This is a genomic window from Pseudomonas benzopyrenica, from assembly GCF_036884265.1.
GTDB lineage: Bacteria > Pseudomonadota > Gammaproteobacteria > Pseudomonadales > Pseudomonadaceae > Chryseomonas > Chryseomonas benzopyrenica.
This window is the reverse complement of the sequence record NZ_CP145723.1, coordinates 3,724,384-3,748,814: the sequence shown is the minus strand read 5'-3', so window position 1 is coordinate 3,748,814 and position 24,431 is coordinate 3,724,384. Positions and strand designations below refer to the sequence as shown.

Annotated in this window: 26 protein-coding genes; 8 read left to right on the top strand and 18 right to left on the bottom strand. The window is 67.5% G+C overall.

What is annotated here, in order from left to right:
• The first annotated feature begins 3 nt into the window (after positions 1-3).
• Positions 4-558 carry a DUF488 family protein gene (locus tag V6W80_RS17865; protein ID WP_338544994.1) on the top strand — a complete coding sequence of 185 codons (555 nt, stop codon included), beginning with the start codon at positions 4-6 and terminating at the stop codon, positions 556-558.
• Positions 559-563: 5 nt separating this feature from the next.
• Here the strand turns inward: V6W80_RS17865 and V6W80_RS17860 are convergent, their stop codons facing one another.
• The 3 genes from V6W80_RS17860 to V6W80_RS17850 all read right to left on the bottom strand — a co-directional run bounded on the left by V6W80_RS17860 (position 564) and on the right by V6W80_RS17850 (position 2,870).
• Positions 564-770: a hypothetical protein gene (locus V6W80_RS17860; RefSeq protein WP_184285910.1), complete on the bottom strand. Its 207-nt coding sequence runs from the start codon at positions 768-770 to the stop codon at positions 564-566.
• Positions 771-865: 95 nt separating this feature from the next.
• Positions 866-1,687, bottom strand: a complete 822-nt coding sequence (locus V6W80_RS17855; RefSeq protein WP_160923297.1) for a M23 family metallopeptidase — start codon at positions 1,685-1,687, stop codon at positions 866-868.
• Between the two features lie 76 nt (positions 1,688-1,763).
• A complete protein-coding gene (locus V6W80_RS17850) occupies positions 1,764-2,870 on the bottom strand; it encodes an L-dopachrome tautomerase-related protein (RefSeq protein ID WP_338544993.1) in 1,107 nt (368 codons plus the stop codon).
• Between the two features lie 161 nt (positions 2,871-3,031).
• Between V6W80_RS17850 and V6W80_RS17845 the strand changes: the two genes are divergently transcribed.
• A complete protein-coding gene (locus V6W80_RS17845) occupies positions 3,032-3,226 on the top strand; it encodes a hypothetical protein (RefSeq protein ID WP_017640645.1) in 195 nt (64 codons plus the stop codon).
• Positions 3,227-3,236: 10 nt separating this feature from the next.
• Here V6W80_RS17845 and xseA read toward each other — a convergent pair whose 3' ends face one another.
• Positions 3,237-4,616 carry an exodeoxyribonuclease VII large subunit gene (xseA, locus tag V6W80_RS17840; protein WP_338544992.1) on the bottom strand — a complete coding sequence of 460 codons (1,380 nt, stop codon included), beginning with the start codon at positions 4,614-4,616 and terminating at the stop codon, positions 3,237-3,239.
• 102 nt (positions 4,617-4,718) lie between these two features.
• Between xseA and V6W80_RS17835 the strand changes: the two genes are divergently transcribed.
• Positions 4,719-5,270, top strand: a complete 552-nt coding sequence (locus V6W80_RS17835) for a sugar ABC transporter ATPase (RefSeq protein ID WP_093254435.1) — start codon at positions 4,719-4,721, stop codon at positions 5,268-5,270.
• Between the two features lie 701 nt (positions 5,271-5,971).
• Here the strand turns inward: V6W80_RS17835 and otnI are convergent.
• The 6 genes from otnI to V6W80_RS17805 form a co-directional block, all read right to left on the bottom strand.
• Positions 5,972-6,751, bottom strand: coding sequence for a 2-oxo-tetronate isomerase (gene otnI / locus V6W80_RS17830; RefSeq protein ID WP_338544991.1), 780 nt, complete (start codon positions 6,749-6,751; stop codon positions 5,972-5,974).
• Positions 6,752-6,766: 15 nt separating this feature from the next.
• Entirely contained in the window at positions 6,767-8,227 is a 1,461-nt protein-coding gene (locus V6W80_RS17825; protein ID WP_027601498.1) for an SLC13 family permease, read from the bottom strand.
• A 139-nt stretch (positions 8,228-8,366) separates the two neighbouring features.
• Positions 8,367-9,005 (bottom strand): aldolase, encoded by a 639-nt coding sequence (locus V6W80_RS17820; protein WP_338544990.1) that lies wholly within the window; start codon positions 9,003-9,005, stop codon positions 8,367-8,369.
• Positions 9,002-10,294 carry a 3-oxo-tetronate kinase gene (gene otnK, locus V6W80_RS17815; protein WP_338544989.1) on the bottom strand — a complete coding sequence of 431 codons (1,293 nt, stop codon included), beginning with the start codon at positions 10,292-10,294 and terminating at the stop codon, positions 9,002-9,004. Before otnK ends, V6W80_RS17820 begins: the two co-directional genes overlap by 4 nt.
• A 5-nt stretch (positions 10,295-10,299) precedes the next feature.
• The gene (gene ltnD, locus V6W80_RS17810; protein WP_093254444.1) at positions 10,300-11,193 is read right to left on the bottom strand and encodes an L-threonate dehydrogenase; all 894 of its coding nucleotides are present in this window, start codon (positions 11,191-11,193) and stop codon (positions 10,300-10,302) included.
• A gap of 23 nt (positions 11,194-11,216) precedes the next feature.
• Entirely contained in the window at positions 11,217-11,921 is a 705-nt protein-coding gene (locus V6W80_RS17805) for a FadR/GntR family transcriptional regulator (RefSeq protein WP_017638637.1), read from the bottom strand.
• Between the two features lie 193 nt (positions 11,922-12,114).
• Here V6W80_RS17805 and dksA point away from each other — a divergent pair, with 193 nt between their 5' ends.
• Positions 12,115-12,519: an RNA polymerase-binding protein DksA gene (dksA, locus tag V6W80_RS17800; protein WP_338544988.1), complete on the top strand. Its 405-nt coding sequence runs from the start codon at positions 12,115-12,117 to the stop codon at positions 12,517-12,519.
• A gap of 413 nt (positions 12,520-12,932) precedes the next feature.
• Here the strand turns inward: dksA and pdxY are convergent, their stop codons facing one another.
• Positions 12,933-13,826, bottom strand: coding sequence for a pyridoxal kinase PdxY (pdxY, locus tag V6W80_RS17795; RefSeq protein ID WP_338544987.1), 894 nt, complete (start codon positions 13,824-13,826; stop codon positions 12,933-12,935).
• Positions 13,827-14,024: 198 nt separating this feature from the next.
• Here pdxY and V6W80_RS17790 point away from each other — a divergent pair, with 198 nt between their 5' ends.
• Positions 14,025-14,462, top strand: a complete 438-nt coding sequence (locus V6W80_RS17790; protein WP_160923307.1) for a DUF4345 family protein — start codon at positions 14,025-14,027, stop codon at positions 14,460-14,462.
• Here the strand turns inward: V6W80_RS17790 and V6W80_RS17785 are convergent, their stop codons facing one another.
• Entirely contained in the window at positions 14,463-15,392 is a 930-nt protein-coding gene (locus V6W80_RS17785) for a LysR family transcriptional regulator (protein ID WP_160923308.1), read from the bottom strand.
• 120 nt (positions 15,393-15,512) lie between these two features.
• Here V6W80_RS17785 and fpr point away from each other — a divergent pair, with 120 nt between their 5' ends.
• The gene (gene fpr / locus V6W80_RS17780) at positions 15,513-16,292 is read left to right on the top strand and encodes a ferredoxin-NADP reductase (protein ID WP_007160677.1); all 780 of its coding nucleotides are present in this window, start codon (positions 15,513-15,515) and stop codon (positions 16,290-16,292) included.
• Between the two features lie 137 nt (positions 16,293-16,429).
• The gene (locus V6W80_RS17775; RefSeq protein WP_184286012.1) at positions 16,430-17,116 is read left to right on the top strand and encodes a dihydrofolate reductase family protein; all 687 of its coding nucleotides are present in this window, start codon (positions 16,430-16,432) and stop codon (positions 17,114-17,116) included.
• Here V6W80_RS17775 and V6W80_RS17770 read toward each other — a convergent pair.
• From V6W80_RS17770 to V6W80_RS17745, 6 genes are all read right to left on the bottom strand, one after another.
• Positions 17,113-19,338 (bottom strand): putative bifunctional diguanylate cyclase/phosphodiesterase, encoded by a 2,226-nt coding sequence (locus V6W80_RS17770; RefSeq protein WP_338544986.1) that lies wholly within the window; start codon positions 19,336-19,338, stop codon positions 17,113-17,115. The two genes, V6W80_RS17775 and V6W80_RS17770, sit on opposite strands and share 4 nt — an antisense overlap.
• A 349-nt stretch (positions 19,339-19,687) precedes the next feature.
• Positions 19,688-21,064: a nucleotide 5'-monophosphate nucleosidase PpnN gene (gene ppnN, locus V6W80_RS17765; RefSeq protein ID WP_093254462.1), complete on the bottom strand. Its 1,377-nt coding sequence runs from the start codon at positions 21,062-21,064 to the stop codon at positions 19,688-19,690.
• A 119-nt stretch (positions 21,065-21,183) separates the two neighbouring features.
• Positions 21,184-21,879 (bottom strand): tRNA (N6-threonylcarbamoyladenosine(37)-N6)-methyltransferase TrmO, encoded by a 696-nt coding sequence (tsaA, locus tag V6W80_RS17760; protein ID WP_173149510.1) that lies wholly within the window; start codon positions 21,877-21,879, stop codon positions 21,184-21,186.
• A gap of 31 nt (positions 21,880-21,910) precedes the next feature.
• Complete coding sequence (locus V6W80_RS17755; protein ID WP_231354604.1) at positions 21,911-22,183, bottom strand: hypothetical protein; 273 nt, start codon at positions 22,181-22,183, stop codon at positions 21,911-21,913.
• Positions 22,184-22,252: 69 nt separating this feature from the next.
• Complete coding sequence (locus V6W80_RS17750) at positions 22,253-22,879, bottom strand: CatB-related O-acetyltransferase (protein ID WP_064309382.1); 627 nt, start codon at positions 22,877-22,879, stop codon at positions 22,253-22,255.
• 54 nt (positions 22,880-22,933) lie between these two features.
• Positions 22,934-23,683, bottom strand: a complete 750-nt coding sequence (locus V6W80_RS17745; RefSeq protein ID WP_338544985.1) for a haloacid dehalogenase type II — start codon at positions 23,681-23,683, stop codon at positions 22,934-22,936.
• Between the two features lie 99 nt (positions 23,684-23,782).
• On the opposite strand from V6W80_RS17745, the gene V6W80_RS17740 reads away from it, so the two are divergent.
• Positions 23,783-24,370: an HAD family hydrolase gene (locus V6W80_RS17740; protein ID WP_160923312.1), complete on the top strand. Its 588-nt coding sequence runs from the start codon at positions 23,783-23,785 to the stop codon at positions 24,368-24,370.
• Positions 24,371-24,431 lie beyond the last annotated feature (61 nt).

The window sequence follows — 24,431 nt, the reverse complement described above, 5'->3', positions numbered from 1 at the left end:
GCCATGATCCTGACCCTCGGCCATTCCAATCATCCGCTGGCGCGCTATATCGAACTGCTGCAGGCGCACGGGGTGACCGCGGTGGCCGATGTGCGCTCGCAACCCTATAGCCGTCATGTGCCCCAGTATCGCCGGGAGGCCTTGCGCGAGGGGCTGGCCGTGGCCGGGATCGCCTATGTGTTCCTGGGGCGGGAGCTGGGTGCGCGCAGTCCGGATCCGGTGCACTACGAGGATGGGCAGGTACGTTATGACCGCCTGGCCGCCAGCGCGCTGTTTCAGCAGGGGCTGCTGCGCCTGGAACAAGGCCAGGCACGCTGGCGGATCGCCCTGCTGTGCGCCGAGCGCGATCCCCTGACCTGTCATCGTGGCCTGCTGGTGGCGCCCTGTCTGGTGCAGCGGGGCCTGGCGGTGACGCATATCCACCCGGACGGTCGGCTCGAAAGCCAGACCGAGCTGGAAGATCGGCTACTGGCCGCGAGCGGCCTGGCGGATGGCGATCTGTTCAGCTCGCGCGAGGAGCGGTTGAAACGGGCCTATGCCCGCCACGGTTGGCGGTAGCCCGCCTAGCGCTCCACCGGCTCGCGCTTCTTCCACCAGCCGGCGTAGAGGCCGATGGGATAGACGCTGACCAGCACGGCGTAGACCACCCAGGTGCGCCAGGACCAGGCCGACAGTACGAAGCCCTGGGAGAAGCCCACGAGCAGGTAGCAGGCGGCGGCGACCAGCAGAATGCTGCCGAGGGCGCTGCCGAAGCGGGGTCTTGGGGTCATGGCGGTTCCAGGTCTGGGCAGAGGAGGGCGTCTCTTTTAAGCCAGTGCCGGACGCCTGGCAATGCCCCTGACTGCAACCAATTGTTTGTTGTCGATCAGGGCTTGAAGGCCCCGATGAAGATGCTCGGGTCGACCCGCACGTCGTTGAGGCTGACGTTCCAGTGCAGATGCGGACCGGTGGCGCGCCCGGTGCTGCCGACGCGACCGACCACGCCACCGCGGGGCATCTCCTGGCCGACCTGGACGTCGACGCGGGACAGGTGGCAGAACATGCTGATCAGCCCCTGGCCGTGGTCGACGAACACCGTCTTGCCGTTGAAGAAGTAGTCGCCCACCAGCACCACCTTGCCGGCGGCCGGGGCCTTGACCGGGGTGCCGGCGGGTACCGCGAAGTCCAGCCCCGAATGCGGATTGCGCTCCTGGCCGTTGAAGAAGCGGCGCAGACCGAAGGGGCTAGAGAGCGGGCCGTCTACGGGTTTGTCCAGCAGCAGATTGCTGGGCTGGTTGGGGGAGAACAGTCGGTAGGCGGCCTGCTGCTCGGCCAGTTCGCGCTCGAAACGCTTCAAATCCTCGGGATTGGGCGTGACCTGGCGCTGGTTCTTCAGGGTGATGCGCTGCTCGGCGTAGTGACGGCTGCCAACCGTGAAGGCCTGGGGCGCGGCGCCGGCGACCTCCAATGGCTGGCGGCCTGTGGCCGTGCCCAGGGGGATACCGACGATGGCCACCCAGCCATTGCCGTCCTTGACCACCAGCACCGGCTTGCCCTGGTAGCGCACCCGCGGCGCGGCGTCACCGGGGATGGGGACCACGGCGACGCCGCCCGGCACCGGCTTGTCCAGCAGACGTTGCAGGTAGGTGCCGGCGTGGGCGGGCAGAGCGAGGAACAGGCAGCAGAGCAGCGGCAGCAGGCGGGGCATGGGGTTTTCCAACAGCGAAAACGCCCATGCTGGAGCAGGCGAGGGCCGCAGGGCAAGGCACCTGCGGCTCTGTTCGTCAGTTGGGGACGATCTTGTAGAGCACGGTTTCCAGCGCCGGCTCCTGCTTGGGATCGAAGAAATTCATCTCGGGGATGCGCGAGTCCGTGACATAGACGGTGCCATCCGGACCGCGACCAAAGGTGTCCGGCCAGATCAATTTCTTGTCCTGTAACAGGGTGGTGAGCTGGCCGTTCTCGCGGATCTTCACCGCATGTTCTTCCACAGCGCTGACATAGAGGCGCCCTTGCGGATCCATCAGCAGACCATCGGCCGGACCGTTCTCACCGACCTTTTCCACCTTGGCCGGCAGGCTGGCGAGGTCGTCGCTCTGCAGGCTGGCGGTGGCGATGCGATAGAGGGTGTTGCCCTTGACCGCTTGCCAGTAGAGGTAGTCACCGGCCGGGGAAAGGGCGATGCCGTCGGCGGAGAATTCCACGCCGCGGCCATCGGGGCGCATCAGCGGCTCGCCGTCGGCCTTGACCTTGACGCCCTTCTCGGCCTGGGTGCTGGGGTCGCCATCCAGGGCGCGGCGGGCCTTGCCGCTCTCCAGGTCCAGCACCACCAGGGCGCCACGGGCGCCGGAGTCGGTGATGTAGGCATGGCGACCGTCCGGGCTGAATCTCATGTCGTTGAGATAGCTGCCCTGGGGCGCCACGCTCTCGTCCAGCGCATAGACCTTGCTCACCTGGTTGCTGGCCAGATCGATCTTGACCAGCTTGGGTGCCCCTGGCACCACCAGAGCCTGGGCTGGGGCGCCCGGGTCGATGACCCAGAGATTGCCTCGGCCGTCGGCCACCACGGATTGCACGCAGACCCAGTGATTGCCTGGCGTCAGCTCATCGCGCTTGGCGTTGCGCCAGCCATTCCAGGCCGGGTCCGGATAGGGTACCAGGCTGCCGTCGGGCTTGAGTTCAGCTACCGAGACCTCGCTGTCTTCGGTCCAGCGCGGGAAGTTGACGAAGATCCGGCCGCTCTCGCTGACGGTGACGCCGGTGACCTGGTGATCGAAGCTGGCGACCTTTTCCAGCTTGGCGCTGGAGTCGGCGGCCAGGGCGACGGGGGCCAGAGGCAGGGCGGTCAGCAGGGTGGCCAGGGCGAGGCGGGAGAGGGCGGGTCTGGGCATGGCAGGGTCCTTGTAGGGGTGACCGGACGGTCCGGTGCTACAGGTACGACTGCCTTGGCCGTAGAGAAAGTCGCCGGGGCCGACGACCGGCTGGCCGTTGGCCAGCGTGGGAACGCACCGGGAAATCCCGAGGTCCTCCCTGAAACCCAGAGGAGAAGACCATGGTCCGTCCCATCGCCAGCAGCCTGGCCCTGCTTACCCTGAGTGCGCTACTCGCCGGTTGCGACAAGCCACCGGAAACCCCGCCGCCCCAGCGCAGCGAGGTGGTGCAGAAGAGCGCGCCTGGCAGCGATCCGGCCACTCAGTCGCCTGATCGCACCGTGGAGCATGGCAACCCAGGGACCAAGGCGCCCTGAGGCGCCGGCGTCAGTCCAGCAGCGACAGGGTGACCGGCGCCTGGTGATTGTCCAGCACCCGCACCTCCAGCTCGCCCTCGGCCAGGCGGGCCTGGAGCTTCTGACCCGGCTGTACCTGGCCGGCCGCACGCACGGCCTGGCCGCGTTCGTCGAGGAGGATGCTGTAGCCACGGCCCAGGGTGGCCAGGGGGCTGACGATCTGCAGGGTCTGGACGGTGCCAGCCAGGCGTTGCTGACGTTCCTTCAGCTGTCGTTGCATGACCCGGGGCAGTTGTTCGGCTAGCTGCTCCAGGCGCTGGCGCAGCAACGCCAAATGACGCCCTGGATGCTGGCCGGCCAGGCGGGTATCCAGGTGGGCCAGGCGATCGCGGCGGCGATTCTGGGCGATGACATAGGCGCGTCGCAGACGCAGATCCAGATCATCCAGGCGTTGGGCCTGCTGGCGCAGGCGCTCGCCAGGATGACGCAGGCGCCGGCTGCAGGCGTCCAGGCGCAGGCGCTCGCGTGCCAGGCGCTCGCGCATGCGCAGGAGCAACTGGCGGTGCAGACCGTCCAGGCGCTGGCGCAGGTCGGCGCTATGGGGGGCGAGCAATTCCGCCGCCGCCGAAGGGGTAGGGGCGCGGACATCGGCGACGAAGTCGGCGATGGAAACGTCCGTCTCGTGACCCACGGCGCTCACCACCGGGGTCTGGCAGGCCGCCAGGGCGCGGGCCACGGGTTCTTCGTTGAAGCACCAGAGGTCTTCCAGGGAGCCACCACCGCGGGCCAGGATCAGGGCGTCGAAGCCCTGGCGGTCGGCCAGTTGCAGGGCGCGGACGATCTGGCCGGTGGCCTCGCGGCCCTGCACCGCGGTGGGAATCAGCGTCAGCTCGACCTGGGGCGCGCGTCTCTTGAAGACGCTGACGATGTCGCGGATCACCGCGCCGGTGGGCGAGGAGACGATACCGATGCGCTGGGGATGAGCGGGCAGCGGGCGCTTGCGCTCGGCGGCGAACAGCCCTTCGGTGGCCAGGCGCTCCTTGAGGGCCTCGAAGGCCAGGCGCAGGGCGCCGTCGCCGGCCGGCTCGACGCTGTCGAGGATCAGCTGGTAGTCGCCGCGGCCCTCGAACAGCGAGACCTTGCCGCGTACCTTGACCGCCAGGCCGTCGCGCAGGGCTTGCCGTACCCGACCGGCGTGCTGGCGGAACAGCGCGCAACGCACCTGGGCCTGGCCGTCCTTGAGGGTGAAGTACAGATGGCCCGAGGCAGGCTTGGCCAGGTTGGAGATCTCGCCCTCGACCCAGACCTGGGCGAAGACATCTTCCAGCAGCACCCGGGCGCGGCTGTTGAGCTGGCTGACGCTGAGCACCTCGCGGTCTAGACCGAGGCGGGCGAAGGGATCCTTGAACATGGGGCGCTTTCTGTGGCTTTCGTCGGCCTCACCTTAGCAGCTCTGGGCGTGGGGCGAGCAGGGGATTAAGCTGCGCGCCCCCTTTGCCGAGACCCGCGTTCCATGACCCTGCGCCAGACCATCCTCGCTCCCCGCATTTCCAGCCATCCGCGAGTGGAGCGTACCGCCGTGGAGATCCTTGGCTGGCTCGCCGCCAGCGGTGTGGTCAGGGCCGAGGCCTCGCCCTGCCTGCCCAGCCGCGGACGGCGCGGCCATGCGCCGGGACCGCGACTGACCGAGGTATTGCACCTGACGCCGGGCATGGACGATCCGCGCGACTATCCCGATGGTGGCCTGGAGATCGTCACCGAGCGCTGCATCTTCACTCCGCTGGACGGCTTCGAGGGTCGCGCGCGCTGCCCTGCCTGCCGTCGCGAGATCGGCGAGGCGCTGTTCGAGCACCTGGAAGTCTGGATGCCGGCGGAAAGCGACAACTTCGCCTGCCCGGAATGCGACCACGAAGACGACATCAACGGATTCGACTTTCCCCAACCCTGCGCCTTTTCCGACCTGGGCTTCATCTTCAACCACTGGCCGGCGCGGGCCTTCGCCCCGGCCTTTCTAGAGGAATTCCGGCGGCGGCTGGGGCAGCCGTTGGCGGTGGTGGAGGTGTAGGGGGACGGGAAGCTTCATCGCGGCCATGGGCCGCTCCTACGGTTGCCCCGCGGCCGCATCGGCGGCCGCGCCTAGGCATCGGTACATGGCGGTGAATAGGGCTCAACCGTAGGTCGGGCTGAGACAGCTCTTTCGTCGAAGCCCAACAAGGGCGCGCGACTGGCGTTGCGAGGTGTTGGGCTTCGCTGTGCTCAGCCCAACCTACGGGTTCACGCCTGCAATTGGCGCAGCCACTCCAACCTCGCCGAGGTATCGGCACCGGGCACGGTGCCTGACGTAGGTTGGGTTGAGACGGCTCTTTCGTCGAAGCCCAACAAGGGCGCGCGACTGGCGTTGCGAGGTGTTGGGCTTCGCTGTGCTCAGCCCAACCTACGGGTTCACGCCTGCAACTGGCGCAGCCACTCCAGCCTCGCCGAGGTATCGGCACCGGGCACGGTGCCTGACGTAGGTTGGGTTGAGACGGCTCTTTCGTCGAAGCCCAACAAGGGCACGCGACTGGCGTTGCGAGGTGTTGGGCTTCGCTGTGCTCAGCCCAACCTACGGGTTTACGCCTGCAACTGGCGCAGCCACTCCAGCCTCGCCGGGCACGGTGCCTGATCGTAGGTTGGGCTGAGACGGCTCTTTCGTCGAAGCCCAACAAGGGCACGCGACCGGCGTTGCGAGGTGTTGGGCTTCGCTGTGCTCAGCCCAACCTACGGCTTTCAAGCCTTCAGTTTGCGCAGCCACTCCAGCCCGGCCGAGGTGTCGCCCCGCGGACGGTATTCGCAGCCGATCCAGCCGTCGTAGCCGAGGGCGTCGAAGCGCTCGAACAGGTAGGGATAGTGCAACTCGCCCAGGTCCGGTTCGTGGCGATCGGGCACGCCGGCGATCTGCACATGGCCGATGCCGGCGAAGTCGCGTTCGAAGGTCTTGCTGACGTCGCCCTCGACGATCTGGCAGTGGTAGCAGTCGAACTGCACCTTGAGATTGCTGGCGCCTATGGCCTGGCGGATGGCCTGGGCGTCGTCCTGGCGATTGAGGAAATAGCCGGGCATGTCGCGCGGGTTGATCGGCTCGATGAGGATCGTCACCCCGGCCTTGGCCGCCTGCTCGGCGGCATGGGCCAGGTTGCCCAGGTAGGTGTCGCGGGCGCGGGCGCCGTCGACCCCGGTGGGCAGCAGCCCGGCCATCACGTGTACCAGGCGATTGCCCAGCACGGCGGCGTATTCCAGGGCGCGGTCGATGCCGGCGCGGCATTCGGCCTCGCGACCGGGCAGGGCGGCCAGGCCGCGTTCGCCGGCGGCCCAGTCGCCGGGCGGGGCGTTGAACAGCACCTGGGTCAGGCCGGCGGCATCCAGCCGGGTCCTGATCTCGGCGGCGGAGTGCTCATAGGGAAAGAGGTATTCCACGGCCTGGAAGCCATCCGCCGCGGCGGCGGCGAAGCGGTCGAGGAAGGCATGCTCGGGGTAGAGCATGCTGAGGTTGGCGGCGAAGCGGGGCATGGCTTGTCTCCCAGATCAGACGAAGGGCCAGAGCAGCAGGGTAATGGCGAAGCCCAGACACCCCAGCAGGGTGGTCAGGACGGTCCAGGTACGCAAGCCGTCGGCGACGCTCAGGCCGACCAGCTTGGTGAAGATCCAGTAGCCGGCGTCGTTGATGTGCGACACGGCCAGACCACCGGCGCCCATGGCCAGGCAGAGCAGGGCCATGTGGTTGGCCGAGAGGTCCAGGGTAGCGATCAGCGGACCGAGGATGCCAGCGGTGGTGACCAGGGCCACGGTGGTGGAACCCTGGACCGCGCGCAGCAGCAGGGTCAGCACGAAGCCCAGCGCTAGCACCGGCAGGCCGGTGGCGCGCAGCAGCTCCGAGACCACCGCGCCGATGCCGGTGTCCACCAGCACCTTGCCGAAGACGCCGCCGGCGCCGGCGATGAGAATGACCATGGCCACGCCGGGCAGCGCCGAGCCGATGACGTCCGAGACCTGCTCGCGCGACCAGCCGCGGCGGAAGCCCAGCACATAGGCGCACAGCAGGGTGTCGATCAGCAGGGCCACCAGGGGCGCGCCGACCACGGTGAGGATGTCCCGCAGCAGGTTGCCGGCGGGCAGCCAACTGGTCGCCAGGGTGCCCAGCAGGATCAGCACGATGGGCAACAGGATCAGGGTCACCACCAGGCCGAAGCCGGGGGCTGGTGCGGGCGGCAGACCGGCGGCGAGGCCGGCCGGGGTCTCGTCGACCTTGACCGCGGCGGCGCCGAGGCTGGGCAGGCCAGGGGCCATGTCCTGGCCGCGGCCCCACTGCTGCAGATGGGTGTCGGTGATCTGCGGGCCATAGACGTCGCTGCGGATGTCATCGGTCATGGGGTAGTGACGGCGGGTCATGCGCCCGGCCACCCACCAGCCGATCAGGGCCAGCACGGCCGTGATCGGCAGGCCGAACAGCAGCACCCGACCCAGGTCGGCGCCCAGCTGGCCGGCGGCGGCCACGGCGCCCGGGTGGGGCGGCAGCATGGCGTGCACGGTGAGCATGGTGGCGCACATCGGCAGGGCGAAGACGATCAGCGGCTTGCGCGCGGTGCGGGCGATGCCATAGGCCAGCGGCATCAGCACGATCACGCCGACTTCGAAGAACACCGGGATGCCGACCAGGAAGCCGGCCAGGGTCAGGGCCAGCGGCGTGCGTCTGTTGCCGAAGCGCTCGATCAGCGTCTTGGCCAGGGCCTCGGCGCCGCCGGAGAGTTCGATGATGCGGCCGATCATGGCGCCCAGGGCGATGATGATGGCGATGTGGCCGAGGATCTTGCCCATGCCGCCTTCGATGGTGGCGACCAGCTTGGACGGTTCCACGCCAGCGGCCAGGGCCACCAGGATGCTCACCAGCATCAGCGCCACGAAGGGCTGGAATTTGTACTTGAGAACCAGGAACAGCAGCAGGGCGATGCCCGCCGCGGCGATGAGGACCAGCAGCAACGGACTCATGAGCGGGACTCCGGGCAGGTGAGGCTGACGACGTGGGACATGGCACTTTCCTCGCTATTGTTGTTTTTCCAGGGCAAGCCGGTCCCGCGACGGCCGGCGAGGGCCATCGTGGGGGTGTTGCGGTAGCGCGGGCTTCAGGTCACCAGACGGTGCCGAAGGTCTCCGCCAGTTCGGCCAGGGCGGCGGCATCGAGCGGCGCCGGGCGCGGCTCGCTGAGCAGCCACAGCCGCGCGGTTTCTTCCAACTCCTCCAGGGCGAAGCTGGCCTTGCTCACGCTGCTCTCCCAGACCACCGGGCCGAGGCGTTCGAGCATCACGCCGCGAACCCGGTTGGCCAGTTGCGCCACCTGCTCGGCGACGCTGGCGGCGCCGGGACGGGCATAGGGGATCAGCGGGATATGGCCGACCTTCATCACCTGGTAGGGGGTGATCGGCGGCAGGATGTCGTCCGGGCGCCAGACCCCGGCCAGGGTCAGGGCCACCAGGTGGGTGGAGTGGGTGTGCACCACGCCGCCCACGCCGGGATTGCGGTCGTAGACCTGGCGATGCAGGGCCAGGGTCTTGGATGGCTTGTCGCCGGAGACCCAGTCGCCATCCAGGCCGACCTTGGCGATGGCCGCCGGATCCAGGCGACCCAGGCAGGCGTCGGTGGGGGTGATCAGCCAGCCGTCTTCCAGGCGGGCGCTGATGTTGCCGGCGCTGCCCACGGTGTAGCCGCGGGCATAGAGGCTGGCGCCGACGGTGCAGATCTCTTCGCGCAGACGGGCTTCGACGCTCATGCCTGCTCTCCTGCCAGCTGGCGCAGGGCCTTGGCGAAGAAGTCGCGGCTGCCGAAGTTGCCGGACTTGAGCGCCAGGGCCAGGGGTTCGCCCGCGACCTGGCCGAGGGTGGCCGGCACGCCCGGATCGATCTGGGCGCCGATGCGCAGGCTTTGCACGCCCAGGGCCTGGACCACGGCGCCGGAGGTCTCGCCACCGGCCACCACCAGACGGCGTACGCCTTGGTCGAACAGGCCGCGGGCGATCAGGCCGAGGGCGCGTTCCACCAGTTCACCGGCGCGCGCCACGCCCAGCTCGCGCTGGAAGGCCTTGACCTCGTCGGCGGGACTGGTGGCATAGATGAGCACGGCCTGGCCCTGCTCACGCGCCCAGGCGAGGGCGGCGTCGATACTGTCGTCACCCTGGGCGAGGGCCAGCGGGTCCAGACGCAGGGCCGGGCGACCGGCTTCCAGCCAGGCGGCGACCTGGCCATTGGTGGCCTGGGAGGCGCTGCCGGCCAGCACCGCCTCGCCACCGGCGGGCAGCGCCAGGGCGGCGGCATCGTGCGCCTGGAGCAGGCCAGCGCGGCGGAAATTCTCCGGCAGGCCCTGGGCGATGCCCGAGCCGCCGGTGACCAGGGGCAACTCGGCACAGGCCGCGCCCAGGGTATGCAGGTCGGCGTCGGACAGGGCATCGGCGATGGCCAGGCGATGACCCGAAGTACGCAGTTCGGCGATGGCCGCGCGCACGGCCTCGGGGCCCTTGGCGACCTGATCGTAGCGCAGCAGCCCTACCTTGCCGCGGCTCTGCGCCTGCAGCACCCGCACCAGGTTGGCGTCGCCCATGGGCGTCAGCGGATGGTGCTGCATGCCGGACTCGCTGAGCAGCTGGTCCTGCACGAACAGGTGAGCGCGGAACAGGGTACGCCCGGTCTCCGGGAAGGCCGGGCAGGCCAGGGTGAAGTCGCAGTCCAGCGCCTCTTGCAGCGCCTCGGCCACCGGGCCGATGTTGCCTTCCGCGGTGGAGTCGAAGGTCGAGCAATACTTGAAGAAGAATTGCCGGCAGCCACGCTGGCGCAGCCAGGCAAGGGCGGCCAGGGATTCGCTCACCGCCTCGGCGGCCGGCGTGGTGCGGGATTTCAGCGCCACTACCACGGCGTCGGCGGCGTCCAGTTCGGCATCGGCCGCGGGCACGCCGATCACCTGCACGGTGCGCATGCCGCCACGCACCAGCATGTTGGCGAGATCGGTGGCGCCGGTGAAGTCGTCGGCGATGCAGCCCAGCAGCGGGCGGGTCTCGGTCTGGCTCATGGGTGTCACTCCGCGGCCTTGGGCAACTCGATGCCCGGGAAGATCTTGATTACCGCCGAGTCGTCTTCACGACCGAAGCCTGCGGTGGAGGCCTGCATGAACATCTGGTGGGCGGTGGCCGACAGCGGCAGCGGGAATTTCGAGGTGCGCGCGGTATCCAGCACCAGGCCCAGGTCCTTGACGAAGATGTCCACGGCGGACAGCGGGGTGTAGTCGGCCTTGAGGATGTGCGGCACGCGATTCTCGAACATCCAGGAATTGCCGGCGCTGTGGGTGATGACCTCGTAGAGGGCGTCCGGATCGACGCCTTCGCGCAGGCCCAGGGCCATGGCCTCGGCGGAGGCGGCGATGTGCACCCCGGCCAGCAGCTGGTTGATGATCTTGACCTTGGAGCCCTGGCCGGGCGCATCGCCCAGGCGATAGACCTTGCCGGCCATGGCGGCCAGGACCGCCTCGCCCTTGGCATAGGCCTCCGCGGTGCCGGAGGTCATCATGGTCATCTCGCCGCTGGCGGCCTTGGCCGCGCCACCGGAGAGCGGGGCGTCTAAGAACAGGATGCCGCGCTGGGCCAGGCGCTCGCCCAGCTCGACGGCGTAGGCCGGAGCCACGGTGGCGCAGGCGATCACCAGGCTGCCCGGCCGCAGGGCAGAGGCGGCGCCGCCTTCACCGAACAGCACCGCCTCGGTCTGCTCGGCATTGACCACCACGGTGATCAGGATGTCGCAGCTGTCGGCCAGGGCCGCAGGCGAGGTGCAGGCCACGCCGCCTTCACTGGCGAAGCTTTCCAGCACGCTGGCGCGCACGTCACAAGCATGCACGGCGAAACCCGCGCGCAGCAGCGAACGGGCGACGCCCAGACCCATGGCCCCGAGGCCGATGACACCGACGTTGTCTTGCATCTTGTTGTTCTCCGTAAAAAAGGTCAGGCGAAGCCGGCCTGCCGCAGGCGGCGGGCGGCGTTGTAGATGTGCTGGCGGGCGGCGTTGGCGGCGGCCAGGGGATCGCCGAGGCGGATGGCGGCGACGATGGCCTGGTGTTCTTCGTGCACCTGACGGGAGAAATCCTCGCGCCGCGCCTCGTTGGTGCGGGTGATGCGCGTGGCCGTCTCCAGGTACTGGCTGACGAATTCCAGGGTCTTGATGAAGTAGGGGTTGCCGGCGGCCTGGGCGATGGTGCGATGGAAGGCCACGTCGGCGCGTACTCCGTCATGGCCGTCGGCGACGTCTTCGTCGATGGCCGCGAGGGCCTCGTCGATGGCCACCAGATCGGCTTCGCTGCGGTTGATGGCGGCCTCGGAGGCGATTTCCGCCTCGACGGCGCGGCGCAGGGCCAGCAGGTGGAAGACGCTGCCGGGCAGGCTGGCTTCGTCGGCGTCGATGCGCAGCGGACGGATGCTGGCGTGGGTGGTGACGAAGATGCCGCGCCCTTGCTGGGGCTGCAGCACCCCTTCGTTCTTCAGCCGCGAAATGGCTTCGCGCACTACAGTACGGCTGACGCCGAAGGCTTCGGAGAGCAGGGCTTCGCTGGGGATCTTGCTGCCGGGGGCGAAGACACCGGCTTCGATCTTGTCCAGCAGTTGCTGAGCGACATTATCGCTCAGGACATTGGCGGGGACCTTGGCGAACATGGAGACCTGCTGTTGTGGTTGTAAGGTTGTCATACAGGTTGTGAAGCTACTTTCTCACAGGCTTTTGCCCTTGTGTAGTGGTTTTGGCTGAGGCACTACGGAATTTTTGTGATGGCGTCGTGAGGTACAAGGCCCAAGCTAGAGGGCTCTCTTAGTGTTATAATATAACGTTTGTGCTGAGGAGCGCTGTCGCATGACCCCTGAAGAACTCTTGGCCCAACCCGAATCGGCCTATATGAACGAGGCCCAGCGTGATTTCTTCCGCCAGTTGCTGCTCGGTCAGCGTGGCGAGCTGCAGCGGCTGATCGACGAGCAGGTGGAGGATCTGCGCAGCATGGACGCCCATGGCGATCCCGCCGATGTCGGTAACGCCGAGCAGCAGCGGCAATGGCAACTGCGCCAGCTGGAACGAGAGAAGAAGCTGCTGGACAAGATCGACGAGGCCCTGGAGCGTCTGGCCCGTGATGAGTATGGGTGGTGCGAGGAAACCGGCGAACCCATCGGCCTGGCGCGATTGCTGCTGAGACCCACCGCCACCCTCAGCGTGGAAGCCAAGGAACGCCAGGAGCAGCGCGAGCGGCATATGCAGTCGTCGTGAGGGCTTCGCGGGTGGGCATCCCTCACCCCAACCCTCTCCCAGGGGGAGAGGGGGCGGTATGGTGCAGGAAGGGGACACCCGTAGGTTGGCTGAGACGGCTCTTCCGTCGAAGCCCAACAGAGCAAGGTCGAGCCTGGCACCGTTGTGCTTCGCTGACGCTCAACCCAACCTACGCGAGCCGCTGTGCCTCGAACCCTGGCCCGTAGGTTGGGCTGAGACGGCTCCATCGTCGAAGCCCAACAGGCAGACTCGTAATAGGCACCGTTGGGCTTCGCTGATGCTCAACCCAACCTACGCAAACCGCTGCACCTTGAACCCTGGCCCGTAGGTTGGGCTGAGACGGCTCCATCGTCGAAGCCCAACAGGCAGGCTCGAACGTGACGCCCTTGGGCTTCGCTAACGCTCAGCCCAACCTACGAAAGCCGTTGCGCCTCGAACAGCTCGCCTGGTCGCACGATCTGCTCGCGGGCGGCGATCAGGGGCAGGTCACGGCTACCGGCGCCGGTGCGGGCGACCAGGGCGTAGAGGGCACTGACCGCGTGGGAGGCTGCCGCGGGGGTCGACTGGCCGTTCAGCAACTGGCCGAGCAGCACCGCCGAGAAGACATCGCCCATGCCATTGGGCAGCGGTTGCAGGTCCAGGTAGGGCGTCTGCACCAGCCAGGCATCCTGGCTTTCCACCACCAGGGTACTGAGGACGTCGGCGGGCAGGTCCGGGGTGCGTAGGCTGGTGATGACGATGGTCGCCGGCCCTGGTTGGCCCGGGCGCCCCAGCAGCAGGCGGGCGGCGCTCACGGCGTCGGCGGTATCCGCCAGCGGCTGCCCGTGCAGCAATTCGAATTCGTACTGGTTGGGGGTGATCAGGCTGGCCTGTTCGATGGCGCGGCGGCGCAGGAAGTCGGGGATGCCCGGACGCACGAAGATGCCGCGACCGACATCGCCCATCACCGGATCGCAGAGGTAGTGCAGATCGCTGCGCTGGCGACGGATCTCCTGGACCACGCCAAGGATCACCTCGCCGATGGCGGCGTCGCCCAGGTAGCCGGAGAGCACCGCCACGCAGCGCTCCAGCACGCCGCGGGCGCGCAGGCCGTCGAGCACGTCGTGGATGTGTTCGGGCGGAAAGACCTGGCCCTTGAATTCGCCGTAGCCGGTGTGATTGGAGAACTGCACCGTGTTGACCACCACCGGCTGCAGGCCGAGCAGTTGCAGCGGCAGGGTGGCGGCGGCGTTGCCGACGTGGCCATAGGCGACATGGGACTGGATGGACAGCACCAGCGGCGGCTGGGCGGGCAGGGTGGCGGGCATGGCGGTCACCTGGGCAGCGGGCTCGCGATCCGAGCCGAAAACGAAAGGTCTCTGCAGCTTACCCCAGCCCTTCCGGCGAACCCTAACCCGCCTGCGGCGGTCTGCATCGGCAGTGCGGATCGCTACCTGCGCCAGGTCGTTTGGCTGGCTACACTGGAGCGGCTGTCATCCATCTCTGGCCCCAAGGAGAAACGGGGAATGTCCGAGCTTCGCTTCGCACGTCTGGTGTTGGGTCTGCAGGCCCTGGTCTGGTTTGGACTCGCCCTGGCGCACTGGTTCTACCCCTACGAGATGGCCAATGCCCGCGGCATGGTGCTGATGGATTCGGCGTCGGTGGCCGAGGCGCGGGTCTGGTATGGCGGCATGCAGTTCGCCCTGGCGCTGTTCGCCGTGCTGGCCTTTCGCCGGGCGGAATGGCTGTCGGCCGGCCTGCTGCTGGTGGCCTTCGTGCAGCTGACGCTGTTCGTGGTACGGCTGATCAGCGGCGTGCTGGGCGAATCGGCCACCGCCGAGCTGGATCTCTATTCCCAGGGCTATCGCCTGATCATCGGCATCCTGGCCCTGTTGGCGCTGCGCGCCCACCGCCGCCACGAGCAGCGGGAGCTGGAGAATCGGCGGATCTACCAGGGCCAGTGATCAGTGGGATCGGGGCCGCGCGGTGTCGATCTGATCGCTGCGGCTCAGGCCCTGGGTGAGCTGGCGGCAGAGGTCGAGGAATTCGACCATGGCCCCGGTCTGGTACTTCTGCTTGTGCCAGATGAAGCAGAACTGGCGACGCAGATCCAGGGTCGGCGTCGCGATGGGCACCAGGGTGCCGCGGGCGAAGGCGTCTCTTAGCGCCAACCGCGACAGGCAACCGATACCCAGCCCCGACTCCACCGCCCGCAGGATGGCCTCGGTGTGCTCCAGCTCCAGGCGCACGTCCAGCGGCTGGGCGTGATGCCGCATGGCCTGGTCGAAGGTCAGGCGGGTGCCGGAGCCCTGTTCACGGAGGATCCAGGCCTGGGCTTCCAGCTCGGCCTGGGTGGCCTGCTTCCCGGCCAGGGCGTGTCCAGGCGCGCAGAACACCACCAATTCGTCTTCGATCCAGGGCTGCACCTCCAGATCCGGATGCTGGCAGTCGCCTTCGATCAGACCGAGGTCGATGTCATGGTTGGCGATGCGCTGCACCACGCTGGCGGTGTTGTGCACGTGCAGCCGCACCCGGCAATCGGGATGGCGCTGCATGAAGTCGCCCAGCAGCAGGGTGGCCAGGTAGTTGCCGATGGTGAGGGTCGCGCCGACCTCCAGGGAGCCGAAGCCGGTCTTGCCGCGCAGCAGGTTTTCCACCTCGGCGCTGCGGTCGAGCAGGGCCACCGCCTTGGGCAGCAGCTGACGGCCCAGGGCGTTGAGCGTCAAACGCTTGCCGGCGCGGTCGAACACCCGGCAGTCGAATTGCCGTTCCAGTTCGCCCAGGGCGGTACTGGTGGCCGACTGCGACAGACTGAGCGCCTCGGCCGCGCGGGAAACGCTTTCCTGGCGGGCCACGGCGACGAAGACCTCGAGTTGACGCAACGTGAATCTCATATCTGCCTTTTGGATAACCTATATTCGAATTATTCATTTCACGGATATTTTCCCCCTCTATAAACTGTCGCGCAATTTCTATCCAGCCCCGGGCTGTACCGATTTTTCCTGGAGTCATCGATGAGCAACCTGTACACCGAGCGCGTCCTGAGCGTTCATCACTGGAACGACACCCTGTTCAGCTTCAAGACCACCCGCAATGCGGGCCTGCGTTTCGAGAACGGTCAGTTCGTGATGATCGGTCTGGAAACCGAGGGCGGTCGTCCGCTGATGCGCGCCTACAGCATCGCCAGCCCCAACTACGAAGAGCACCTGGAGTTCTTCAGCATCAAGGTGCCGGACGGCCCCCTGACCTCGCGCCTGCAGCACCTCAAGGAAGGCGACAACCTGATGGTCAGCCGCAAGCCCACCGGCACCCTGATCCTCAGTGACTTGAAGCCCGCCAAGCACCTCTATCTGCTGAGCACCGGCACCGGCATGGCGCCCTTCCTGAGCACCATCCAGGATCCGGAGACCTACGAGCGCTTCGAGAAGGTGATCCTGGTCCACGGCGTGCGCTACGTGAACGAGCTGGCCTATGCCGACTTCATCACCAAGACCCTGCCGGAGCACGAGTTCATCGGCGATCTGGTCCGCGAGAAGCTGATCTACTACCCCCTGGTCACCCGCGAGGAATTCCGCAACCAGGGTCGTCAGACCGACCTGATGCGCAGCGGCAAGCTGTTCGCGGACATCGGCCTGCCGCCGATCAATCCGCAGGACGACCGCGCCATGATTTGCGGTAGCCCGAGCATGCTGGACGAGACCAGCGCCGTGCTGAACGAATTCGGTCTGACCATCTCGCCGCGCATGGGCGATCCGGGCGATTACCTGATCGAGCGTGCCTTCGTCGAGAAGTAACGCGATCCGGCTTCCCGAAAACCCGCCCTCCGGCGGGTTTTTCGTTTCCACGACCCGGCGGGCTGAACTCCCCCGGCGCCGGGCCGGTCGGTTGCTGCAAGGCGTGTCATGGCGACACGCCATTGCCGGGAGTCCCCATGAAGCCCTATGTGATCTGCCATATGATGTCGTCGGTCGACGGTCACGCCCTCACCGATGGCTGGGACCGCGCCGTCAAGAAGCAGGCCGATGCCACCTACGAGCGCCTGGCCGAGCGCTTTGAATTCGACGCCTGGGCCTGTGGCCGGGTGACGATGGAAGAGATCGCCCACGGCGAGGGTTATCCCACCGGCGTCGCCCAGGCGCCCATCCCGCGTACTCACCATTTCGCCAAGCGTGACGCCAGCAAGTACGCCATCGCCATCGATCCCCAGGGCAAGGTCGCCTGGAAAAAGAACGAGGCGCTGGATTCCCACGTGGTGGCGGTGCTGACCGAAGGCGTCAGCGACGACTACCTGACGCACCTGCAGAACATCGGCGCCTCCTATGTCTTTGGCGGCAAGGACGAACTGGATCTGGCGGCGGTGCTGGAATTGCTCAATGCCGAGCTGGGCATCGAGCGCCTGGTGGTGGAGGGCGGTCCCCACGTCAGCGGCTCCTTTGTCGCCGCCGGCCTGGTGGATGAGATCAGTGTGCTGATCATCCCGCTGGTGGATGGCCGCGGTGCCCATCCGGCCTCCTTCGAGATCGCCGAGCGGGTCTGGCAGCAGCCGCTGTACCTCAAACTGGACGCGGCCGAAGCCCAGAACGACGGCAGCGTCTGGCTGCGCTATCGGCGCGGCTAGCCGAGCGCCTTGGCCAGGGCCAGGGCGTCGGCGTCCGCTTCCGCCTGGGCCTGCAGCGGACAGACCCCGCTGGCATAGCGGGCGATCACCTCGGGCACCTGGGCCAGGGGGACCGGGCGGCTGATGTGGTAGCCCTGAATGAAGTCGCAGCCCAGGGCGCAGAGCAGGCGCAGCTGCTCCAGGTGCTCAACGCCCTCGGCGGTGACCTTGAGCTTCAGCGGCCGGGCCATGCCGATGATGGCCTGAACGATCTGGTGGTCGGCATTGCCCTCGGCCAACCCGGTGACGAAGGAGCGGTCGATCTTCACGGTGTCGATCGGCAGGCGCTTGAGATAGGCCAGCGACGAATAGCCGGTGCCGAAGTCGTCGATGGACACCGTCACGCCCAGGTCGCGGATGCGCTGCAGCAATTCGGCGGTAGGCTGCACGTTCTTGACCAGGGCGTTCTCGGTCACCTCCAGTTCCAGGCGCCGCGGCGACAGCCGATGGTCGTCCAGCCGCCAGGCGATCTGTCCGGGCAGGGCGTCATTGCTCAGGCTCAAGGCCGAGCAGTTGACCGCTAGGCGCAACTCCGTGAGACCGGCGGCGGTCAGCTCGGCGAGGTCCTGGCAGGCACGTCTGAGCACCCAGGCGTCCAGGTCCTCGATGAAGCCATTGGCCTCTGCCACGCCGAGAAAGCAGTTCGGCGCCAGCATGCCGAGGCGGGGGTGATCCCAGCGGATCAGGGCTTCGGCCTTGTCCAGCTGGCCGCTGGCGACATCCAGGATCGGCTGATAGTAGAGCTGCAGCCCGCGTTCCTCGACCAGGGCTTCGCGCAGTTCGGCTTCCAGCTCCAGTTGCAGCGAGATCTTCTCGCGCAGGGTCTCGTCGAAGAAGCTGTAAGTGTTGCGGCCATTACCCTTGGACAGATAGAGCGCGAGATCCGCGCTCTTGAGCAATTCCTCGCAGCAGCCGCCGTCGCGGGGATAGAGACTGATGCCGATGCTGGTGGTCATCACCAGGGTGCGGTTGCCGATGGTGACGGGGTTGCGCAGGCGTTCCAGGATGCGCTGGGCCAGCTGCCTGGCCTCTTCGGGCCCGGCGAGGCTGGCCAGGATGCAGAATTCGTCACCGCCGAAGCGCGCCACCAGATCGCCTTCGCGTACCGCGTCGCGAATGATCTTGGCCATGGCCACCAGCAGCTGGTCGCCGGCATCGTGGCCGAGGCTGTCGTTGATGCGCTTGAAGTGATCGATGTCGAGAAACATCACTCCCAGGTTGCGCCCCTGCTGGGCGTGGCGTTCGAGGATCTCGGCGAAGGCCTGGTTGAAGGCGCGGCGATTGTGCAGGTCGGTGAGGGGGTCGTAGTGCGCCGCCTGCTGCAGCGAGGCGCGGGCCTCGTCGAGCTGGCCAACCAGGGAGTTGACCCGCTCCAGGTCGTTTTCCTTGCGCTGCAGCTGGCGATCCGCCCAGGCCGCGCCCAGGCCGCCCACCCCCAGCAGCAGGGCGATGATGGCGATGCCCACCCCCAGCTGCCAGGAATTGCTGGCGCCTTGCAGGGTGCTTTCGGTCTGGGCCGGTGCGATCAGCACCATGGACCACATGCCGGTGAAGTGCATGGCGGCGATGGCCAGTCCCATCACCAAGGCGGTGGCCATGCGCAGCCAGCGATAGATGCCGGTGTAGTGGCGACGGAAGATCTGAATCAGTTGCAGCGCGGCGAAGCTGGCCCCTACGGCGATGCCGATCGACAGCAGGAAGGGCAGTGGTCGATAGAGCACCACGGCCTCGGTATGCACCGCCGCCATGCCGGTGTAGTGCATGAGCACGATGCCCACGCTCAGTACCGTACCGGCTTTGAGTCGCTGCCCCAGGGTGAGGTCGGGCTGGCTGAGGGCGGGCATGGCCATGAGTCCGGCCAGCACCACGATCAGCAGCGAGGCGATGGTGATGAAGAGGTCGTAGTGCACCCGGGTGGGCACGGTGAAGGCGAGCATGGCGATGAAGTGCATGCCCCAGACGCCGAAGCCGAAGCTAAGGGCGCCCATCAGACTCCAGGCCCGCCGCCGCGCCAGGGTGCGGGTCTGGCCGATGCGCTCGGCGAATACCAGGGTCACGTAGCAGGCACTGACCGCGACCAGATAGGCGAGGGCGACCAGCCAGCCGTCGTGCTGACCGTGAAGGTGGATCTGGGTGTGGTCGAGAGGAGCGACGAGAAAGTCGAGTCCCAGCCAGTTGTTCATTCCATGGCCTCGGCAGGAAGTCTGGCGCGACTGGGTGAAGACGGCCCGGCGGGATCTCCGGTCCGGGGGATTTCACAGCGGCAGCCTGCGCGTTGAGTTTAGCTTGCCTTGCCCTATCGGCGTGGTGAAGAGGGGCTTTAGCAGGCGCCTCGACAGTTAGTGCGCGAGATTTTTTCCTCAGACGAGCGCATCTGGAAACGCAGCGGAAAATCGCCAGAAGAAGCGCTCTAGATAGCTGGCTAGCGACTTATCGATAGCATATCGCCAGTAATGCGACCGTTCGTCGATAGGAGGAGGGATGAACGGTCCCATGAGAGGGAAGACCGGCCAGAACGGCCGGTCGAACGGATCAGCTCACCACGCGGTAGCAGGGCTCGTAGGCCGCGCCGCCGGGTAGCTTCATGCGGTGCTGCTCGACGAAGGCCTGTAGCAGCCGATCCAGTGGCCGCATGATGTCGGGATCGCCATGGATCTCGTAGGGCCCGCGTTCCTCGATCAGCTGAATGCCCTTGGCCTTGACGTTGCCAGCGACGATGCCGGAAAAGGCGCGGCGCAGGTTGGCGGCCAGTTCATGGGGCGGCACGGCATGGGTCAGCTGCAGCGCGGCCATGTTCTCGTGGGTGGGATCGAAGGGCCGCTGGAAGCCTTCTTCGATGCGCAGCAGCCAGTTGAAGTGGAAGGCATCGTGGCGGTCGCGGCGGAATTGCTTGACCGCCTTGAGGCCCTGGGCCATCTGCCGGGCCACCTCGACCGGATCGTTGACCACGATCTGGTAGTGGCGTTGTGCGGCTTCGCCCAGGGTCGCGCCGATGAAGGCGTGCAATTGCTCCAGATAGGGCGCGGCGCTCTGCGGTCCGGTGAGCACCACCGGGAAGGGAATGTCCCTGTTGTCCGGATGCATGAGAATGCCCAGCAGATAGAGGAATTCCTCTGCCGTGCCGGCGCCGCCCGGGAAGATGATGATACCGTGACCGACGCGGACGAAGGCTTCCAGGCGCTTCTCGATGTCGGGCAGGATCACCAGTTCGTTGACGATGGGATTGGGTGCCTCGGCGGCGATGATGCCCGGCTCGGTGAGGCCCAGGTAGCGACCGCCCTGGAGGCGCTGCTTGGCGTGGGCGATGGTGGCGCCCTTCATCGGGCCCTTCATCACGCCCGGACCGCAGCCGGTGCAGATGTCCAGGTTGCGCAGGCCGAGTTCGTGGCCGACCTTCTTGGTGTACTTGTATTCCTCGGTGCTGATGGAGTGACCGCCCCAGCAGACCACCATCTTCGGCTCCACGCCGGCGCGCAGGGTGCGGGCATTGCGCAGGAGGTGGAAGACGTAGTCGGTGATGCCCTCGGAGCTCTCCAGATCGATGCGCAGGCTGCTCTGCTCGCTCTCGGTGTAGACGATGTCGCGCAGGGCGCTGAACAGCATCTCGCGGGTGCTGGCGATCATCTCGCCGTCGACGAAGGCATCGGCCGGGGCGTTGACCAGTTCCAGGCGCACGCCGCGGTCCTGCTGATGGATGCGGATCTCGAAGTCCTGGTAGGCCTCGAGAATGGTCTTGGCGTTGTCGCTGTGGGCGCCGGTATTGAGGATGGCCAGGGCGCACTGGCGAAAGAGCTGGTAGAGGTTGCCCGAGCCGGCGGCGCTGAGTTGCTGGACCTCGCGCTGGGAAAGGGTCTCCAGGCTGCCCTTGGGGCTGACCTGAGCGTTGATGACCTGTCTGCTTGGAGCCATAGATGCTTCCCTATCGGTGATACGGCCGAACGGCGGCCGTAGCCGGGTGCGGACCACTTCATGCGATCCGGCACTGTCATTGTTGGGGGCGCGGGCGCCGGAATGCAAACGGGGCCGTGTCAGACCGCGGCGGTGACGTCCAGCACCTGGATGGAGGTCGCGGTTGGATAGTGCCAGTGCACCTCCACATCCCACAGCCGCACCCCGTAGCGCCGCTCGGGCGTCGGCGTCTGGTAGGCCGGGCGTGGATCCTGGGCCAGGCACTGCTCGATCAGTTCGGCCAGGGGCTCGCCCAGGCGCTGGCCATGGGCCTCGGCCTGGACCCGCGCCGCGTCCGCCCAACTGACCGCGAGGGCCGGCGGGGGCGCCTCGGCGATGGCGTTGTGGGCGCCCGGGGGGCTGTCGGCATAGGGCACATAGGGCTTGATGTCCAGTACCGGGGTGCCGTCGAGCAGATCGATCCCCGAGAGCAGCAGCCGTCCCGGTTCCAGGCCGTCGAGGCGCACCACCGACTGGCCGATGCCATTGGGTCTGTGGGTGGCGCGGGTGGCGAAGACGCCCAGGTAGCGATTGCCGCCCAGGCGGGGTGGCCGCACCCGCAGCCGCGGCTGGCTTTCCAGCGCCTGGTGGAACAGGAACAGCAGCCAGACATGGCTGACGCCTTCCAGGCCCGCGACCGCTTCGGGCCGGTCGAAGGGCGGCAGCAGCTCCAGCACGCCACGGGCGGCCGGGGCCAGCGCGGGTTGCCGGGGAATGGCGAATTTCTCCTTGAAGCAGGAGCGGACGTGGCCGATGGGGGTGACGCTGTACTGCATGGGCGGGGGCCGTCTGACGCAGGGCCGGGCATTATGCCCTGCCCGAGGCCTCCGCGACCGCAGCAGCCGGCGCTTCGCTGGCGTTGCGGCGCACCCCGCGCAGATTCATCGCCGCCAGGCCCAGCTGCAGCACGATCAGGGCATAGGCCTCGGCCTGCAGGCCCCAGGCGATCCACAGGCCGTTGCTGAGCAGGAACACCCAGAAGCCCAGGTTGCGCCGGCCCTGACGCTGAGAGGCTACCAGCCAGGCGGCGAGCAGGGTGATGGCCATGGCCGGCCATTGCAACAGATCGAGCGCTTCCATGGAGAACCTTCAACGGAGTGACTAATGAAGGTGAACCCTGGGAGCGGTTCCGAGTTCCAGGTGACGGCTTCAGGGCGCCGGATGGCGCGCCCGCGCGTAGGCGATGAAGCCCTCGATATCGGCACTGCACAGGTGTTCGCCGGCAGCCAGGATCTCCGCTTCGGGCCAGTCCCACCAGGCGATGTCGAGCAGCGCCTGGCAGGTGGCTTCGGGAAAGCGCCAGCGGATGAAGCGCGCCGGATTGCCGCCCACCACCGCATAGGGCGGTACGTCGCGGGTGACCACGGCGCCGGCGGCGACCACGGCGCCATGGCCGATGGTGACGCCGGAGAGGATCAGCGCATCGGTGCAGATCCAGCAGTCGCTGCCGATCACCACGTCGCCGCGCGTACCGCCGTAGTCGGTGATATGGGCCAGATCGTCGACGAAGGCAGGGAAGGGGTAGGTGGTCACCCAGTCCAGCCGGTGGAGGCCGCCGAGCAGGATGCGCACGCCCTCGGCGATGGAGGTGTAGCGTCCCAGGCGCAGGGTGGCGCCTTCCTTGAGATCGAACACCCTGGGCGCGCCGTAGGTGCCGGCACCGATCTCGTAGTCGGGCAGCTCGCGGCGCAGGCGCGCCGTGCGCTGGTGCAGGCGGGGCAGGGCGGCCAGCGCCTGGCGTTCACGTTTCTTGCGCAGCTTGTCGAGAAAACCCATGGCGATGCCCTGGCGAAAGGTATCCGGCAGGATACCGAAGCGCCCGGGCCGCGCTCAATCGCCGGGCTCGGGCTCCGCCGGATCTCGCTCGATGGCCGCCATGCCCAACTGGTCGGCGAGGTCCTGCAAGTCGCTCGCCTCTAGATCCCAGCCGCCGCTGGACACCTCGCCACCGGCTGGGCCCTTTTCCCATGGGCGCTGGATGAAGGCGGTGGCCAGGCCCAGCTCCTTGGCCGCCTGCAGGTCGCCGTTGTGGGCGGCGCAGAGCATCACCTGTTCCGGTTGCAGGTCGAGCAGGGCGCAGGCGCCCAGGTAGACCTCCGCGGCCGGTTTGTAGCGCTTGAAAAGATCGGCGCCGAACAGCATGTCCCAGGGCAGCCCGGCGTGGCGGGCCATGTCCAGCAGCAGGCTGACATTGCCATTGGACAGGGCGCAGACCGGATAACCCTGGCGCAGCCGCGTGAGACCCGGTACGGCATCGGGCCAGGGCGTCAGCTGGTGCCAGAGGCGATTGATCCAGGCCACCTCGGCGGTGGTCAGGCCGACCAGGCCGTGGCGTGGCAGCAATTCGTCCAACGCCAGACGATGGACCTCGTCGAGGGGCAACCAGGGCAGGCTGCGGGCGGCGATCTGCGGCAGGATGGCCTCATAGGCTTCGGCGCGCCAGGCATCGGCCAGCCGCTCCCAGTCGCCCTGGACGCCGTGCTTGGCGGACAGTCCCTGCAGACCGGTGACCAGACTGCCGCGCCAATCCACCACGGTGCCGAAGACATCGAAAAGTAGCGCCCGAACGGTCGTCGTCATGGGTAGACTCCTGCAGAAGGTTGTCTCCACCAGACGGATCACGGGTGACGGGGGTTCCCCCGGAGTGCCCGAAGGTCACCCTCGCCAAAGGATCTCTGCATGACGCTGCGCCACCTCAGCCACTGGGTGTTCGATATGGACGGCACCCTGACCCTGGCGGTACACGACTTCGCCGCCATTCGCCGGCACCTGGGCATTCCCGAGCAGGCCGACATCCTCCACCACCTGGCCGAGCTGCCCGCCACCGAGCGCGAGGCCAAGCACGCCTGGCTGTTCGAGCACGAGCGTGAACTGGCGGTGGCCGCCCGCCCGGCGCCGGGCGCGGTGGAGCTGGTGCGCGCGCTGCATGAGCGCGGCTGCCACCTGGGCATCCTGACCCGCAATGCTCGCGACCTGGCACTGCTGACCCTGGCCGCCATTGGCCTGGAGGACTGCTTCGATCCGCCTGCCGTACTGGGCCGCGACGAAGCGGCGCCCAAACCCGATCCGGGTGGTCTGCTGCGGCTGGCCGAACGCTGGCGGGTGGCGCCCGCCAGCCTGGTGATGGTCGGTGATCACCGCTACGACCTGGAGTGTGGGCGGGCGGTGGGGTGTCGCACCTTGCAGGTCAATCAGCCCGGCGATCCCTGGCCCGCGGCGCGTGACCAGCGCTTCGAGACCTGTGCGGAGATCCTGGCGGCGCTCTGACGCTGGAAATTTGTCCGTTAGGCGTAAATAGTCTGTTGTTTGCCTGGCCGCTGGCTAAGAT